Raw genomic sequence first — 15338 nt, 5'->3', positions numbered from 1 at the left:
TTCCGCATGTTCGGTGCTGTCGCGGTAAACGACGTGGTTTGCCGCGACAGCACCCCTCACACGCCCATCAGCATGTGGGCTATGGCCATGAGCACCAGCGAGATCATGGCCGTCAGCGCTAGTGAGAAGCCGGCGAGCTTGGCGTTGCCGAGCACCTTGTCGGTGAACAGCGTCGAGAAGATGGCGATCGGCGCGAGCGTGCAGATCACGGCAACCGCGCGTATCGATGCGGAGAACGGCAGCAGGAACCACGCCGCGCATGCGAAGGCGATGCTGAACGGGACACGCCATGCCACCACGGCAAGCACTTCCTTCACATCGTGCTTCGACTGCGGCAGATCCATGAGCATACCCACCATCAGCATCGAGACCAAGGCGTTCGCGTTGCTCAGCGGCTGGCAGAACGTGGCGATCCATGCGGGCACATGCACGTCGAACACGGTGAGCGCGATCATCAGCAGATACGTGTCGAAGGGCACGGAACCGAAGAAGCTCTTGCCGATGGTCCGCCACAGCGCGCGCCGAGCGAGCCGTTTGGCGTCCTTGTCCTTCGGCTTGACATATGGCAGGGTCGGCGCCGCGCCGGCGTGCTGTTCCGCGAGCGTCTTGCCCGGCTGGATGTGCAGGAGCTGCTGGGTGAGCACGTTGGTGCCGGCGGCCACCATCACGCAGTTGCCGATATCGAACATGGCTGCCGGCACCACGGCACCTGCACCCCAGAACGACTGGACCACCGGGAAGCAGAAGCAGCCGAGGTTGAAGCCCGCGCCGTTGAGCATCAGGAAGGCACGGTCGGTCACATTGCGGCGCCGCGTGGTCAGGAAGATGAACACCACCGGCAGCAGCGAGCAGAAGAAGGCGAATACGGAGATCCACAGCAGCGAGATGTCGTGCGGATTCGTCGCGAAGGAGTACACGATGGCACCCGGCAGCACGATGTCGAACTCAACGGTCTGCAGAATGCGGTAATCGCGTTTGCCGAACAGGCCGAAACGCCGGAACAGGTATCCGGTCAGAATAATCAACAACAGGCCGACCGGCGTCAGTATTGCGGACATGGTTCACTCCCTTACTTCATGCTCATGATAACCGGGGCCATCGCATTGCGGCGCGGTATGGAAGGCATTGTGGACGATTGCGGAAGGAGCCTGCGGATTTTTAGGTGCATTCATCATTGCTTAGGTAGGTTCCGGAGAACAGCGGACGCCGGCAAGGCCGAATCGCGTGTGATGCGTCGGTGCGTAGTCGGCGCGTAGGTACCTAAGCAGCGTGGAATGTACCTCAGAAAGGCGCACAGGAAAACAATACGGCCGGGAAGGGCCCGATTCGCCGGATGCCGGAAGGGGTGCGAGAGACGGGAATCGAACCCGCAAGACCGAAGTCACAGGAACCTAAATCCTGCGCGTCTACCAATTTCGCCACTCTCGCGTGCCGGTTCTACCGGCTGATATGCAAAACCCTAGGCGGACGAACCTACCTAGGGTGGTGCTCGAGCCACTTGTCAGAATCGAACTGACGACCTGCTCATTACGAGTGAGCCGCTCTACCGACTGAGCTAAAGTGGCTTGGTTCGCGGTAGGCCTTTCGCCAGCCGCGCACAAGAAATTAAGTATAAGGCATTCTCTGGAAAAGTCCAATCGGGTGGCGTGCTGCTGTGTCGCGGCCGTGGCAGAACGGTTTTCTCGGCTTGTGTCGCATCCCCTGTCGAAGCCTAACGCATCCCGCCGTGCCATGTCGCGCAACGTGTATGCCGCGTACTTCCGGCCCGTTCGTGCCCTACGGACTCGGATATGGCGGTCCCTGCGGCGGTGCCATGCCATATGTCTCCCGTCCTTCGCCGGGCGACGAGCAGATGGTGTGCACGACGGTCGGCATGGGTCCGGTGCATTTCGGCGTATTTCGGTGGCTAATGTTGGCCAACTTGCCATCAAACGGACACTGAATGTTTTTGTTCTGTTCATGTCCGAATTTGTGAGTATTCTGTTTGGTGATACGGAACGCATCCGAGCCGTGTGCAAGGGCGCTCCAGTCACTGATGAAAGTGAAAGGAATGGAATCCTATGGCCATCAATCCGCCCGTTGACGCCACCAAGACCCCCGCGTGGGTGGCGCTACAGAAGCATTATGACGAGCTCCAGGCCGAAGGCGTCGACCTCAAGAAGTGGTTCGCCGAAGATCCCGACCGCGTCAAGGAGCTGAGCTTCGACGCCGGTGATCTGCACTTCGACCTGTCCAAGAACCTGATCAAGCCGGAAACCCTGCGCCTGTTCACCTTCCTTGCCGACGAGGTCAAGCTCGGCGACCGCATCAAGGCCATGTACACCGGCGTGCACATCAACAACACCGAGGACCGCGCCGTGCTGCACACCGCGCTGCGTCGTCCGGTCGAGGACGAGGGCAAGTACATCGTTGACGGTCAGGACACCGTCAAGGACGTGCGTGAGACCCTCGAGAAGATCTACGCCTTCGCCGAGGATGTGCGTTCCGGCAAGTGGACCGGCGTCACCGGCCGCAAGATCGAGACCGTGGTCAACATCGGCATCGGTGGCTCCGACCTGGGTCCCGTCATGGCGTACGAGGCCCTGAAGCCGTACGCGGACGCCGGCATCTCCGCCCGCTACATCTCCAACATCGACCCGAACGACCTGGCCGAGAAGACCAAGGGCCTTGACCCGGAGACCACCCTGTTCATCATCGTCTCCAAGACCTTCACCACCCTGGAGACCCTGACCAACGCCCGTGAGGCCCGCACCTGGCTGCTCGAGGAGCTCGAGGCCAACGGCGCCATCGCCAAGGGCGACGACGCCCAGCGCGCCGAGGCCATCAAGAAGCACTTCGTCGCCGTCTCCACCAACCTGGAGAAGGTCGAGGAGTTCGGCATCGACCCGAACAACGCCTTCGGCTTCTGGAACTGGGTCGGCGGCCGTTACTCCGTCGATTCCGCCGTCGGCACCTCCCTGGCCGTCGTGTTCGGCCCGGCCCGCTTCGAGGAGTTCCTGCACGGCTTCCACGAGATCGACGAGTACTTCGCCAACACCCCGTTCGAGAAGAACGTCGTGGTGCTGCTCGGCATGCTGAACGTCTGGTACCGCAACTTCTTCAAGGCCGCCTCCCACGCCGTGCTGCCGTACGACCAGTACCTGCACCGCTTCCCGGCCTACCTGCAGCAGCTGACCATGGAGTCCAACGGCAAGTCCGTGCGTTGGGACGGCACCCCCGTCACCACCGAGACCGGCGAGATCTTCTGGGGCGAGCCCGGCACCAACGGCCAGCACGCCTTCTACCAGCTGATCCATCAGGGCACCCAGCTCATCCCGGCCGACTTCATCGCGTTCGTCAACACCCCGAACCCGACCAAGGACGGCGACCAGGACGTGCACGAGCTGTTCCTCGGCAACTACCTGGCGCAGACCAAGGCCCTCGCGTTCGGCAAGACCGCCGACGAGGTCCGCGCTGAGGGCACCCCGGAGGAGATCGTCCCGGCCCGCGTGTTCACCGGCAACCGCCCGACCACCTCCATCTTCGGCGTGGCTCTGACCCCGTTCTCCCTCGGCGAGCTCATCGCCCTGTACGAGCACATCACCTTCGTCGAAGGCACCGTGTGGGGTCTGGACTCCTACGATCAGTGGGGCGTCGAGCTCGGCAAGCAGCTGGCCAAGCAGATCACCCCGGCCATCTCCAAGGATGACGACGCCCTGGCCGCTCAGGACGCTTCCACTCAGAGCCTGATTCAGTTCTACCGCGCGAACCGCGAGTTCTGATTTTCGCTCCGCTTCAATCAGAACTCGCGGTTCGCTGCGTCGCGCAGTGCTTGTTTGGTGGCCGGTCTGGCGACCGTCCACACCCGCGAGTTCTGATCTCCTTGGGAAGCGCCTTCTGGCGAAGGGGCTTCCGGTATAAAACCGCACTCCGATTGCTGGACTGGAATGATTCCGGTTCGGCAATCAGGGTGCGGTTTTTGCGTCTGAGATCCATTCGGCCTAGTGTCCCGCGTCAGCAATCGTTGAATATATCGTTGGCTCCCCTTGCGGGACCGTTGCCGTGAAGCAAGCGGCGGAGCTGTTTGCGGACAGCGTGCGAGCCGGCAGTCGAGACGGCAAGCCGCGCGCGGAGTGCGTCCATATTTGCAGAGCGAGTTGGCCCGCGAAGCTGGACTGAGGGGCGGTCATTTCGTCAACGGATTCAGTCAACGGATTATATGGCGCAGGATATGAGGCGCCGAAGTCTTCGCCCCACCGAATACCTAAAGCCGAATGCACGGCGGTGTTCTTCCGCCTACGGCCGTCAAGTGCCTGTGGCCTCGCATGGTCAAGAGCCATAGTGGTTTCGATACGACTCCACAGCGGCTCAGGATTGGGACGCAAACGCAAAATCAGCGATTCTGCACTTGCGTTCCGCTCGAATTCGGGACGCAAACGCAATACCGGCGGAATTGCACTTCCGTCCCACTGGCAAGGACTGCAAATCCTTGGAATTCCGCCATTCCTCAATAGCTCCCAGACAGGCGAGCGAAAATGAGAGCGGGACGCAAGTGCAAAATCGGGGGAAATGCATTTCCGTCCCGCTCTTACCGCAGACATTGGCGAATAGTAAGTGTGTTCACATCCATGGATGAGTCACTGTTGCCGACGAATGCACTCGGCACATTCGGTACTACCTCGTTGCGTGAAAGAAAAATGAAGAAAACCGCGCGGCTTACCAGTGGGTCTTTCGCGTTCGATGGCCGGGTGCTGCTCGGTCTCGACAAGTTGGGTCTGGTCCCGGTATCGCAGCGGCGTGAGGGGAAGGGCCGCGCGCCGGTGTGCGGCTGATCGGCTGTGAGCTCGAGGATGACATGGCCTGGTATTGCACGCAGCGCGGCGCGGTCGGCAGGGTGCGTTCCGTATGGTGTTGTCGATTCGCGCGGAATTTCCGCAATGACTGCCTGATTTCGGATCGTCGCATCCTACTCATGGCCGTATCGCGGTCGTGGAATGGCTACACGCTACACCACTTGGAACAGCAGACACTTGAGATAGTCGGTTTCAGGAATGCCCCAGACAATCGGATGGTCCGGAGCCTGCTGTCGCTCTTCGATCTGGCGCAGGCGCACACCGGCATCCTGCGCTGCCTCGGCGAGCATGCGCTTGAAATGCTCATGATCCATGAAATGCGAGCAGGAGCAGGTCGCCAGATAGCCGCCGCGCGGCAGGATGCGCATTGCCCGATAATTGATTTCCCGATAGCCGCGTGCAGCCGAGCCGATGGTCCTGCGACTCTTGGTGAACGCAGGCGGATCAAGGATGATGAAGTCGAAGCGTTCAGGGTTATGCGTGCGCTCCAGCTCGGGCAGCAGGTCAAAGATATTGGCGACGGTGAAGTCCATGCGGCCTGCGATATCCGGTCCGTTGAGCCGCGCGTTCTCCCGTGCCATGTCGATGGCGGTTTCGGATACGTCCACCGCGCGTACGAATTCCGCACCGCCGAGTGCCGCATTGAGGGCGAAGGAGCCGGTGTGCGTGCAGCAGTCGAGCACGCGCCGCCCCTTGGCCAGACGCGCCACAGCCCTGCGGTTGTACTTCTGATCGAGGAAGAAGCCTGTCTTCTGGCCGTTTGCGAAGTCAACGTGATACCGGACGCCGTTCTCGGTGATGTCGGTGACGGTCAGGTCTGAATCGGCATCAGTGTCATCGTCTGATTTAGGCGTCCACCAGCCGGTCGTCTGCTCCAGTCCCTCCAGCGAGCGCGTGGCCACATCGTTGCGCTCGTAGATGCCGCGCAGTGATACCCCGTCTTCGGCGAAGACCTTGAGCAGTGCCGGGAAGACCACAGGCTTGAGGCGTTCCATGCCGGCGGACAACGTCTGAGTGACGAGCACATCGTTGAACCGGTCGACGATCAGACCGGGGAACTCGTCGGCTTCGGAGAAGATCACGCGGCAGGCGGACAAATCGTCGCCCATCACGGTTTTCCGGTATTCCCATGCCCAGCGAACCTTGCGCTCCCAGAACGCGGGGGAGAAATCATCGTTGGCGTTGCGCGTCACCAGACGCACGCGGATGCGGCTGTGCCGGGACAGCAGGCCGGTACCGAGATAGGAACCTTTGAGATTCACCACGTCCACGATTGAGCCGTCGGGCAAGGCCTCGAGCGGAATAATGTCGTCCTCGGTCTGGGGTGCGTTGAGGAGCTCTTTGCGACGACGGCGCTCGCGGAAGTCGTTGGCGGGGCGCTGCTGCCGTGCAGATTGTGCGGATTGCTTGGATTGTGCGGAATCCGCGGATTGTGCGGAATCCGCCGCCTCTCCGGAGCCGGTCGAATCCCATGCCCCAGGCTTGAGCGAACCGTTATTGTCCCATGAATCGCCTGAAGGCAGCTCGAACCGCCTCACTTCGCCTTCGTACACCCAGGGATGTCCCTCTTCAATCGAGTGCGCGGCCTTTGCGGTGACCACGGCACAGGGGTGATTTCTGTTCGTCTTCATAGCGTTTGTCCTGTTCGTCTAGCGCATCCGGCTCGCTCGTGCTCAGTGAGTGCTCAGTGCGTGAGCACGGGTATGCGCGTCTCTGGGGAAAGAGGGCCGGTCGGCAGGAATCCCGATGCGGGAATCCGCATCAGATTGCGGTCGCGCGTGCCCATCGGATAGTCGGCGTACGCGCAGATGCGATGCTGCCCGTAACCGACGCGATACCGGACCGGCGTGGATTCGGTCGTGTGGTCTGCCGCGTTTTCCGTACTGGTGTGATTGGTGGTATCGATGTGGTCGGTGTTGTCGATGGTGTTGGCGCGGTCGGCGTTATCGGCGTTTCCGGTGTCACCAGTACGCTCGCCGCTGATGGCCGTGGCTTCGACACTCGGATCGCCGTAGCCAAACCACATCTCCAGAAATGTGCGCTCCCGTATTGAAGGGACGTCGAATTCCAGGTCGGGCGATGCGTCGGGGTGCTTCTCCAGTTGGTCCGACGCCAGATTCATCTGACTGCGGATGGCGTTCCAGTCCATCGCATCCCATTCGAGCCGGTTGTATTCTTCATGCCTGCTCGGCCAGAAATCGTCATCGAATGCGCCGTCATACGGTTCGCTCACCTGTGGGAATTCCAAGCGTCCCAGCGGAACCGCTTTCCACACGGCCTGCGGGCCGATTTCGTTGTTGGCCGTCAGAGAAAACGCGACCATGATTACCCTCCGCCACCCTGATATCCTTTTGGCCGCGGACGCTCAGTTACGTGCCGCGGTTGGCCGCCCCTTCAGCGGTCACTGGTTATATGTTCATTATGTGAATGATAAAGTCCGTTATATGGACATTAATGAACCGAAGGCATATTAGAGCAAGGCGGTTGGTCGCCGCAATCGACGACCAGCTCGCGGACCGGGCGTGTCCGGCTCGCGGAATGGAGGCGGGGAAGGAAGCGCGGGAGGGGAAGGGATTGGGTGTTTCGTCACGCTCCGAGGGTTCGGGCGCGCACCCCGGCGGCGTCGACGAACCGGATGGCTGGCAACCCGGCGGCTCGTGCGCCGTCGATGTTGTACGGGGAATCGTCCACGAAGAGCGTGGTCGCGCGGTCCACACCGAACCGTTCGAGCGCGAGGCTGAAGAACGTTTCGTCCGGTTTGGCGGCACCGTCGCCGTCGCGGCCGGAGACGACGACGCCGTCCAACGCCTCGATCAGCTGGGGGAATCGACCCGCCATGACGGGCCATGTGTCCCGGCCCCAGTTCGTCAATCCCCATACGCGGACGCCCCGCTGCTTGAGATCGGCCAGTAGCTCTGGCATGCCGGGCATTAAACCGACCAGCGTGCGATCGATGTGTGCCGCATAGGCGCGCATCATTTGGGCTAATCGTGTGCCGTATTCCTCTTCGTATGCGGGCAGCAGCTCGGGGTAGTCGGTACCGCGATCGTGCAGATCGTCGTAATACATGAATCCGCAGCGATCATCATCGGCGAAGAACGCGTCGATATCCTGCTTGGGGAACAATCCGTCCAACGCGCGTCGCGGCTGCCAATCCACCAGCACACCGCAGAAATCAAAGATGACGTCGTTGACCATGTCCGGCTATGCTACTCCATGTCGAGCGGTTCTTTGCTCGTCGGTGCGGGGAATGCGTCGTCCAGCGCCGCGAGCTCGTCCTTGCCAAGCGCGATATCAAGCGCCTTGAGATTGTCGAGCACATGCCCGGCGCTGCCGCTGCAAGGAATCGCGATGGTATCGGGGCGTCGCAGCACGAATGCGAGCAGCACCTGCATGGGCTCGACGTTGTGTGCCGTGGCGATATCGCGCACGGCGAGCGAATCGAGCAAGCCGTCGCGCAAAGTGCCCGCTTGCGCCAGCGGGCAGTACGCCATCAGAGGTACGTTGTGCGCGTCCATCCACGGCAGCAGGTCGAATTCCACGCCGCGCGAGCCGAGATGATAGAGGTCCTGATTGACCGCGCAGTCGTCGCCGCCCGGAACGCCGAACAGTTCACGCATGTCATCGGTGTCGAAGTTCGACACGCCCCAGTTGCGGATCAGCCCGTCCGCCTTGGCCTGTTCCATGCACTCCACGGTCTCGACCAGTGGCACCGAACCACGCCAGTGCAGCAGATACATATCCAGATAATCGGTGCCGAGCCGCTTGAGCGACGCCTCCAGGCTGCGACGCAGATGCGCGCGCCCGGCGTTATGCGGGTAGACCTTGGAGACCAGAAACAGCTGGGACCGGTCGCGTCCCGCGATTGCATGGCCCACCAATGATTCCGCGCGTCCGTCGGCATACATCTCGGCGGTGTCGATCAGCGTGATTCCGGCGTCAAGACCAGCCTGCAGCGCGGCGAGCTCCTGCCGCTCAGGGCGGCGGCCCTCAGCCAGATGCCACGTACCCATGCCCAGCCGCGGCATCGTTGTGCCGTCGTGCAGCGTCACAGTCGGTATTGCGGCCCTCTGGCCGGTCTTCTCAACTGCCATATGCCATGCCCTCCTCGCATTGTCGTCGTCGTTTCCGCCTTCGCCATATCAAACGCCATGTCGAGCGCCGTATCCAAGCCTCGTGTTCGGAAGTGGACGGGAACATGTGCGCGGCATCTCGAGCGGAACGCGCGCGTACACCATACCCGAGCATAGGCATGATGCGTTGCGACGCGGGGGAGTTGCCCGACTCGTGAAGCGGCCGGGTAGGCGCGGGCGGCTGGGGAGAGGCAGAATCTCAATCCTCAATTACCGGTGATACAAACCGCTGGTGGGAATGTCCTCCGATGCCTCGGTGTGGCTTCTGAGGCGATACTCTGATTCTCGGATCTGTTGCAGAGCATCTACACCGGCGACGCCACGGTGGAATCGGCGCTGAAGGCCATCCAGCAGGTCAACGAGTCCATCGACCGATAGGTCCGAGGACTTTGCGGACTGTACTGACCTGAGTATCCCGCGTCAGAAGCCCATTTATGTCGTTCTTGTCTCCCCGTGTCAGGGGAGCTGGACTACAACGTGGTTAATTCGTTACGAATTTCCGATGCGGGACACCAGTCGGGCGATTACGGATGTTTTATTGGGCCTTGCCGTCCTCATGACTGTCGGATTTCGATGTTTGACTGTCGGTTCCCGACGCTTGACTGTCGGACCTCGTACATATGGTGTACGAGGTCCGACAGTGTTGCGTCGGGAACCGACACGTATGCGTTGAAATCCGACAGTGTTGCGTCGGGAACCGACACGTATGCGTTGAAATCCGACAGTGTTGCGTTGAGAACCGACAGTCAACGGTCATTGGTCACTGACGGTCATTGGTGTATGTGGCGCGATTCCGGCATGTCCGCAACGCGGTGCCTGCAACGCGATGCCTGTGGCCTGCCGGTGTCGAGGCCGACATGTACATTAGACGATTGCTGTGTCGCGGAACGGGTCGCCGCATAAACCTGTACCGCATAAGGTCCAGTCGGGCCGCCGCAAGGCGCGATTCCCGGCGGATTGGCATCACCCGTGCGGGCGAATCCGTGCGGGATTAGGAATCCGGCGCATATGCAGGGGCATCGTGTGGTGTCGTGTGTGCGCCCTGACCGGTGACTGATATGCGGCAGCACTGAAGGAACAACAATGGTTAACGCTATTGAGGCTTTTGACGCCAAGCACCTGAAGCCGGCCGAGGAGATCCCGGCCTTCCGTCCCGGCGACACCGTCGACGTGAACGTGAAGATCCAGGAAGGCAACAACTCCCGTATCCAGACCTTCACCGGCGTGGTGATCGCTCGTAAGGGCGCTGGCGTGCGTGAGACCTTCGTGGTCCGCAAGATCAGCTTCGGCACCGGTGTGGAGCGCCGCTTCCCGCTGCACTCCCCGTCCATCGACTCCATCAAGCTCGTGCGCAAGGGTCGTGTGCGTCGTGCCAAGCTGTACTACCTGCGCGCTCTGCGCGGTAAGGCCGCTCGTATCGTCGAGCGCCGCGACAACTCCGCCAAGTGAGTTTGTGCCGCACTATGACTTCGGTTTGGCCGCGTGATTCACGTCAGTGACCCGCGCGAATAAACCGTGAAATTCAGCCCGGAACCGTTTACGGTCCGGGCTGTTTTCATTGTGGCCGCGTATGATAGACGCGAATCGGTGGGTTCGGCGCAATGCGCATCAGATGATTCATGAGGAGACGGCATGCAGAACGATCAGGGCAACAACGGCGTATTCCCGGATTCTGAGACACCGGCGGGCGTGGAACCGACGGATACCGGCAGTGCTGCAGCTCCCGTGGAATCACCCGCGGCTGAGACTGTGCCCGTGGAAGTGGTATCTGCCGAGACACCGTCCACGGACACCTTGCCCGGCGAGTCCGCAGACGAACGCTCGTTGGGCGCGTCGTCCGCCGCCATGCCGAGCGGCGAGACGTCGGCGGACGGACATGCTCTGGACGCGCCGGTCGCTGAGGGCGTGTCATCCGGTCCTCTGCTCTCCGTGCAACTTCCGGCCGTGCCGTCCCTGCGCGTCCAATCGTATGATTCCAGCCTTACCGATGCGGGAATGATCGTATCCGCTGATTTCCGCGATCCCGCGCCCAGCGACGGTTCCTCCGATACCTCCGCAGCCGGAGTCGAGGGCGACGACCCGAGCGAACGCCGGGAACCCGATCAATCCGACTTCGCCCGCAATGAGAACGAAGCCGCGGCTTCCCAATATCCGTATGATTCGTATGCATATGCCGGCGAGGACAGTGCCAATGGCGTCGCCGGTGATGCCGATATCGACGGCGCTGACGACGTGAACGGCTTCGTGTCCGACTCCAGCGCGATCGATGACGCCGAGTCCGCCGCCCGCGATGCGCGCACCTTCCAAGTGGCCGATCATGGCGTGGATGTTTCCCCGGTTCCGCCTGCGGTTCCGCCGCATGCGGCCTATGCCGCTGAGCCGTCCGCGGAGTCCGCCGGTCACGCCGACGGCAGCGGGCGACGGCAGCCCGACGGCTCCTCCACCGCTACCGATGCGGCTGCCGGCGCCGAAACGAAATCCAACGACCGGTTCACCTTCCGCGACTTCCTGCTGTGGTGCGGCGTGCCTGTGCTCATCGTGCTGCTGATTCGCATCCTGCTGGTCGGCTTCTATGAAATCCCCTCCCGTTCGATGATGGACACCGTGGTGCCGGGCGATCGTGTGGTGGCCAGCAAGCTCACCCCAAAGGTCTTCGACCTCAAGCGCGGCGATGTGGTGGTCTTCAAGGATCCCAACAACTGGCTCAGCGAGGAGCAGAGCAGCGGTTTCGGCGGTGGCTACCTCATCAAGCGACTCATCGGTCTGCCCGGCGACGTGGTGGAGTGCAAGGGCGCGGGGCAGCCGGTCACCATCAACGGCGTGGCCATCAACGAAAGCTCGTACATCCGCCCCGGCGTGGAGCCCAGCGCCTTCCCGTTCTCCGTGACCGTGACCGAAGGCCATATCTTCGTCATGGGCGATAATCGCGCCAACTCCGCCGATTCCCGGTACCATCAGGACGACGCCGACCGTGGTCTGGTGCCCATCTCCGATGTGGTCGGCGTGGGATTCGTGCGTTACTGGCCGCTCGACCGCATCAGTCTGATCGATGCCCATCACGAGGTGTTCGATGCCGTGCCGGCGGGCACCGCGTCGGGGGAGTAGCCGGGGGTAAGCCGCCGGCGGGGCATCAATCAAACCGCCTGTTCTGTCCGGGCCAATAATTGACGAGGGTGACGGTGCCGCTCTTGTCGGTGGCCGGCGCTTGGCGTTAGCTCCGCTGGTCGGTGGCGTTCGTCCGCTATCCGACACCTATGGCAGGCGCTCATCGATTGGTGATTGACCGAGTCGTCCATCGCGCGGCGAATCGCCGTTGGACCCGGCGCCGTCGCTCGCGAACGTCCGCAATCTTCAAATCCCGCCAACCAATCCGCCACGAACCGCACGAACGATAGGGGAGCGCCAATGCCTGTGATTACGCCGACGCTTGATATGGAACGACGCCTCGCCGCCGACGGCTACGACCTGATCGTCGGATTCGACGAGGTCGGCCGTGGTGCGCTCGCCGGCCCGGTGATGGTCGGCTGTGCTGCCATCTGGGCGCGCGATCTTGAACCGCTGTCCAGCGAGGATGACGGTGACGATGATAGCTGCGATACCGGCGATGGCGGCGATAGTAGCGACCATGGCGCCAACCATGCCGCGCACGGCGGGGATGCTACCGGTGCCGCCGGTTTTGACGGCGTCACAGAGATTGCGGATAACGATTCCGGTTCTCACGACGAGCCGCCCGCTCCCGGACGCCGTTTCCTGACCGTGCCGGATGGCGTGGCCGATTCCAAGTTGCTCACCGAACACCGACGCGAGGCCATCTTCGACGAATTGCGCGACTGGTGCGCCGCATACGCGGTGGGTGGTGCCAGCAACAACGAAATCGATGAGTGGGGCATCACCTATGCCCTCGGCGTCGCGTCGTTGCGGGCCTTGGCCGACGTGGAACGGCAGCTGGGGGTGGGTGCCGAACGAGCCGCCCGCGCCGCCTGCGCTGACGGTCCCATCCGAGTCGCCGCGATCCTCGACGGGCCAAGCGACTACATCACCAAGGCGCTCGGCACCTTCGACGCGCCCGACGTGCCGGTTCCGGCGCGCGTCACCACCAAAGTCAAGGGCGACCGTCATTGCGCCACCGTCGCCACCGCGGCGGTCATCGCCAAAGTGACCCGTGACCGGCTCATGGTCGACATCGCGCACGACAATCCGCAGTACGCGCCCTACCAGTGGGACCATAACAAGGGGTACGGCTCCGCCGCCCATCGTTCGGCCATCGCCGAACTTGGCCCCACGCCGCTGCATCGGCTCTCCTGGCACCTCACCTGACGCCTCATGTGTACTCGTGATCTGTCTGGTAATTATCTGAGTGGTGTTGGCCCCCCCTCTGACGGACCGTTGCCGTGAAGCAAACAGCAGAGCCGTTTACGGGCAACGTGCGAGCCGACAGGCGAGCCAGCATGTCGCGCGCAGTGCGTCCTTAATTGCAGGACGGGCTAACAGCGAAGCTGACTGGGGGAGAGACAGAAGCTGAACCCCTCAATTATTAGTGAGGCAGACCACTCGTGTGTGTCGCGTACGTTGGCGGAAAGCTGCCATCCCGGCGATGCTACCAGTGCCAAGCTGGGGCTGCCGGCTTAGGGGCCGATGCCCTGTGCCGGCGCCCCGCTTCTCGAGCGTCTTCGATGCGCCCGTGGTCTCCGGCCTGGAGGCAGCGGCGCGACACGATATTGTGAGCGCTAACGCACAACCCGACGGAACGCGCTAAAGTCGATATTGTACAGAACAGCAGTTCGGCCATGCAACGTTCGCTGGCCGCCAGCGGGAAGGTTCGGTAGTAATGGTAACCAGCCGCAGACCAAGCAAACGCCCCTCAATGTTCGAGGTCGCCAAACTCGCCGGTGTCAGTCATCAGACCGTCTCCCGCGTGATCAACAATTCACCGGACGTCTCCGACGCCACGCGCGCCCGCGTGCAGGCGGCCATCGAGCAGCTCGGCTATCGCCCGTCCAATTCCGCGCGTGCCCTGGCGTCACGCCGTTCGCGCACCATCGGGCTCATCGCCGGAGGATTGAAGTTCTTCGGCCCGATTTCCGCCATCACCTCCATCGAATCGATGGCCCGCGACCACGGCCTGTTCATGAGCGTGATGATGGTACATGAGGCGCTGTGCACCCAAGCCGACTTCGACAACCTGTGCGACACGTTCAACGAACAGAACGTGGACGCCTTCATCTTCCTGACGCCGACGGATGTGATGTTCGCCGCCGCTTGCCGTGCCGGCGTGACGCAGCCCCGCGTGATCGTGACCTCCACCCATGGTCAGGTGACGGTGCGCGAGGGCCTGAGCCTGATTCCCTCGGACAACCGTCGCCGCACCTCGCTCGTAGGCATCGACCAGTGGGATGCCATGGGCAGGGTGGTCCGGCTGCTCGCCGAATACGGCCACAAATCGGCCCTGTATTTCGCCGGGCCCAATGAATGGCGAGACGCCCACACGCGACTGGACGCCTGGCGCAAGCTTTCCGCCGCGAAATCCATCGATTCGCAGATCGTGCGCTGCCATACCTGGGATTCGGACGAGGCGTACGCCCATATGAACCATCTGCTGGACGAATACGGTCAGCGCGGTGCCGCGTTGCCCACTGTGGTGGTGTCCGCCAATGACAATCAGGCCATGGGCATCTGCCGCGCGCTGCATGAGCACGGTGTGCGGATTCCTCAGGACGTGAGCGTGGTGGGCTTCGACGACATGTCCGGCATGGACAACATGTATCCGCCGCTGACCACGGTCCGCCCCGATTTCGAGGGACTGGGTGTGGCCGCCATGCGTGAGACGTTGCGGCTGCTGGGGGAGGGCGGCGAGCCAGCGTTCCTCAGCAGTCAGCACGGCGTGGGGCTGATCCCCGCCAAGGTGGTGGGGCGGCGCTCGCTGGGGCCCGCGCCGCGTCGGTAGCGGTGGGCTTCCTGCGTTAAGGTTCCTGCACTACGCATAGCCTTTGGCTATGTAGGGTTTCTGTATTGGCTTGCTGTGCCGGTTTTCGCTGGCGCTGGTTGGCTGCCAGTCTCCGACGTGTCCTTGACGCTTGGCTGTCGGTCCTCGACGTGTCCTCGATTTGGCTGTCGGTTTTCGTCGTAAGGCTGTCGGATTTCTACCGTTGGCTGTCGGGTTTCTGCACTTGACTGTCGGACCTCGACCGTTGACTGTCGGGTTTCGTACGAAATATGTACGAGGTCCGACACTCAAGCGTCGAGGTCCGACAGTTTGGCTCCGAGGTCCGACAGTCTTTGGTCGAGGTCCGACAGCCAACGGTGGAAATTCGACAGTTTGGCATCGGAATCCGGTATCAGGATCCGGCATTGGAATCCGACAGTTTGGCATCAG

The 15338-nt window shown here is 62.1% G+C and carries 10 protein-coding genes and 2 tRNA genes; 5 read left to right on the top strand and 7 right to left on the bottom strand.

Going from position 1 to position 15338, the window contains the following annotated elements; all coding sequences use genetic code 11:
- Positions 1–56: 56 nt before the first annotated feature.
- From BMYO_RS02605 to BMYO_RS02595, 3 genes are all read right to left on the bottom strand, one after another.
- Complete coding sequence (locus tag BMYO_RS02605) at positions 57–1058, bottom strand: AEC family transporter (protein ID WP_094667007.1); 1002 nt, start codon at positions 1056–1058, stop codon at positions 57–59.
- A 288-nt stretch (positions 1059–1346) separates the two neighbouring features.
- Positions 1347–1428: transfer RNA gene (locus BMYO_RS02600), tRNA-Leu, on the bottom strand.
- Positions 1429–1492: 64 nt separating this feature from the next.
- A tRNA-Thr gene (locus BMYO_RS02595) sits at positions 1493–1565 on the bottom strand.
- Positions 1566–2060: 495 nt separating this feature from the next.
- Between BMYO_RS02595 and pgi the strand changes: the two genes are divergently transcribed.
- Positions 2061–3761, top strand: coding sequence for a glucose-6-phosphate isomerase (gene pgi, locus BMYO_RS02590; protein WP_094667006.1), 1701 nt, complete (start codon positions 2061–2063; stop codon positions 3759–3761).
- A gap of 1223 nt (positions 3762–4984) precedes the next feature.
- Here the strand turns inward: pgi and BMYO_RS02585 are convergent.
- The 4 genes from BMYO_RS02585 to BMYO_RS02570 all read right to left on the bottom strand — a co-directional run bounded on the left by BMYO_RS02585 (position 4985) and on the right by BMYO_RS02570 (position 8926).
- Entirely contained in the window at positions 4985–6463 is a 1479-nt protein-coding gene (locus BMYO_RS02585; RefSeq protein WP_094667005.1) for a class I SAM-dependent rRNA methyltransferase, read from the bottom strand.
- A 53-nt stretch (positions 6464–6516) separates the two neighbouring features.
- A complete protein-coding gene (locus BMYO_RS02580; RefSeq protein ID WP_094667004.1) occupies positions 6517–7155 on the bottom strand; it encodes a hypothetical protein in 639 nt (212 codons plus the stop codon).
- A 263-nt stretch (positions 7156–7418) separates the two neighbouring features.
- Positions 7419–8030, bottom strand: coding sequence for an HAD family hydrolase (locus BMYO_RS02575; protein ID WP_094667003.1), 612 nt, complete (start codon positions 8028–8030; stop codon positions 7419–7421).
- 11 nt (positions 8031–8041) lie between these two features.
- Positions 8042–8926: an aldo/keto reductase gene (locus BMYO_RS02570; protein ID WP_094667002.1), complete on the bottom strand. Its 885-nt coding sequence runs from the start codon at positions 8924–8926 to the stop codon at positions 8042–8044.
- A 1122-nt stretch (positions 8927–10048) separates the two neighbouring features.
- On the opposite strand from BMYO_RS02570, the gene rplS reads away from it, so the two are divergent.
- The 4 genes from rplS (at position 10049) to BMYO_RS02545 (ending at position 14909) form a co-directional block, all read left to right on the top strand.
- Positions 10049–10414: a 50S ribosomal protein L19 gene (gene rplS, locus BMYO_RS02565; RefSeq protein WP_094667001.1), complete on the top strand. Its 366-nt coding sequence runs from the start codon at positions 10049–10051 to the stop codon at positions 10412–10414.
- A gap of 795 nt (positions 10415–11209) precedes the next feature.
- Entirely contained in the window at positions 11210–12070 is an 861-nt protein-coding gene (lepB, locus tag BMYO_RS02560) for a signal peptidase I (protein WP_420807286.1), read from the top strand.
- 411 nt (positions 12071–12481) lie between these two features.
- On the top strand, positions 12482–13282 hold the full coding sequence (locus BMYO_RS02550; RefSeq protein ID WP_420807285.1) for a ribonuclease HII: 801 nt from the start codon (positions 12482–12484) through the stop codon (positions 13280–13282).
- Between the two features lie 511 nt (positions 13283–13793).
- Entirely contained in the window at positions 13794–14909 is a 1116-nt protein-coding gene (locus BMYO_RS02545; protein WP_094667000.1) for a LacI family DNA-binding transcriptional regulator, read from the top strand.
- The last annotated feature ends 429 nt before the right edge of the window (positions 14910–15338 follow it).

This window comes from Bifidobacterium myosotis (genome assembly GCF_002259745.1).
In the GTDB taxonomy this organism is placed as follows: Bacteria; Actinomycetota; Actinomycetes; order Actinomycetales; family Bifidobacteriaceae; genus Bifidobacterium; species Bifidobacterium myosotis.
This window is presented reverse-complemented; position numbering and strand designations above follow the sequence as displayed.

Coding starts and splice junctions, on each gene's coding strand:
- BMYO_RS02570 (WP_094667002.1), bottom strand. CDS start 8,926: ATGGCAGTTGAGAAGACCGGCCAGAGGGCCGCAATACCGACTGTGACG.
- BMYO_RS02585 (WP_094667005.1), bottom strand. CDS start 6,463: ATGAAGACGAACAGAAATCACCCCTGTGCCGTGGTCACCGCAAAGGCC.
- pgi (WP_094667006.1), top strand. CDS start 2,061: ATGGCCATCAATCCGCCCGTTGACGCCACCAAGACCCCCGCGTGGGTG.
- BMYO_RS02545 (WP_094667000.1), top strand. CDS start 13,794: ATGGTAACCAGCCGCAGACCAAGCAAACGCCCCTCAATGTTCGAGGTC.
- rplS (WP_094667001.1), top strand. CDS start 10,049: ATGGTTAACGCTATTGAGGCTTTTGACGCCAAGCACCTGAAGCCGGCC.
- BMYO_RS02575 (WP_094667003.1), bottom strand. CDS start 8,030: ATGGTCAACGACGTCATCTTTGATTTCTGCGGTGTGCTGGTGGATTGG.
- BMYO_RS02550 (WP_420807285.1), top strand. CDS start 12,482: ATGGTCGGCTGTGCTGCCATCTGGGCGCGCGATCTTGAACCGCTGTCC.
- BMYO_RS02605 (WP_094667007.1), bottom strand. CDS start 1,058: ATGTCCGCAATACTGACGCCGGTCGGCCTGTTGTTGATTATTCTGACC.
- BMYO_RS02580 (WP_094667004.1), bottom strand. CDS start 7,155: ATGGTCGCGTTTTCTCTGACGGCCAACAACGAAATCGGCCCGCAGGCC.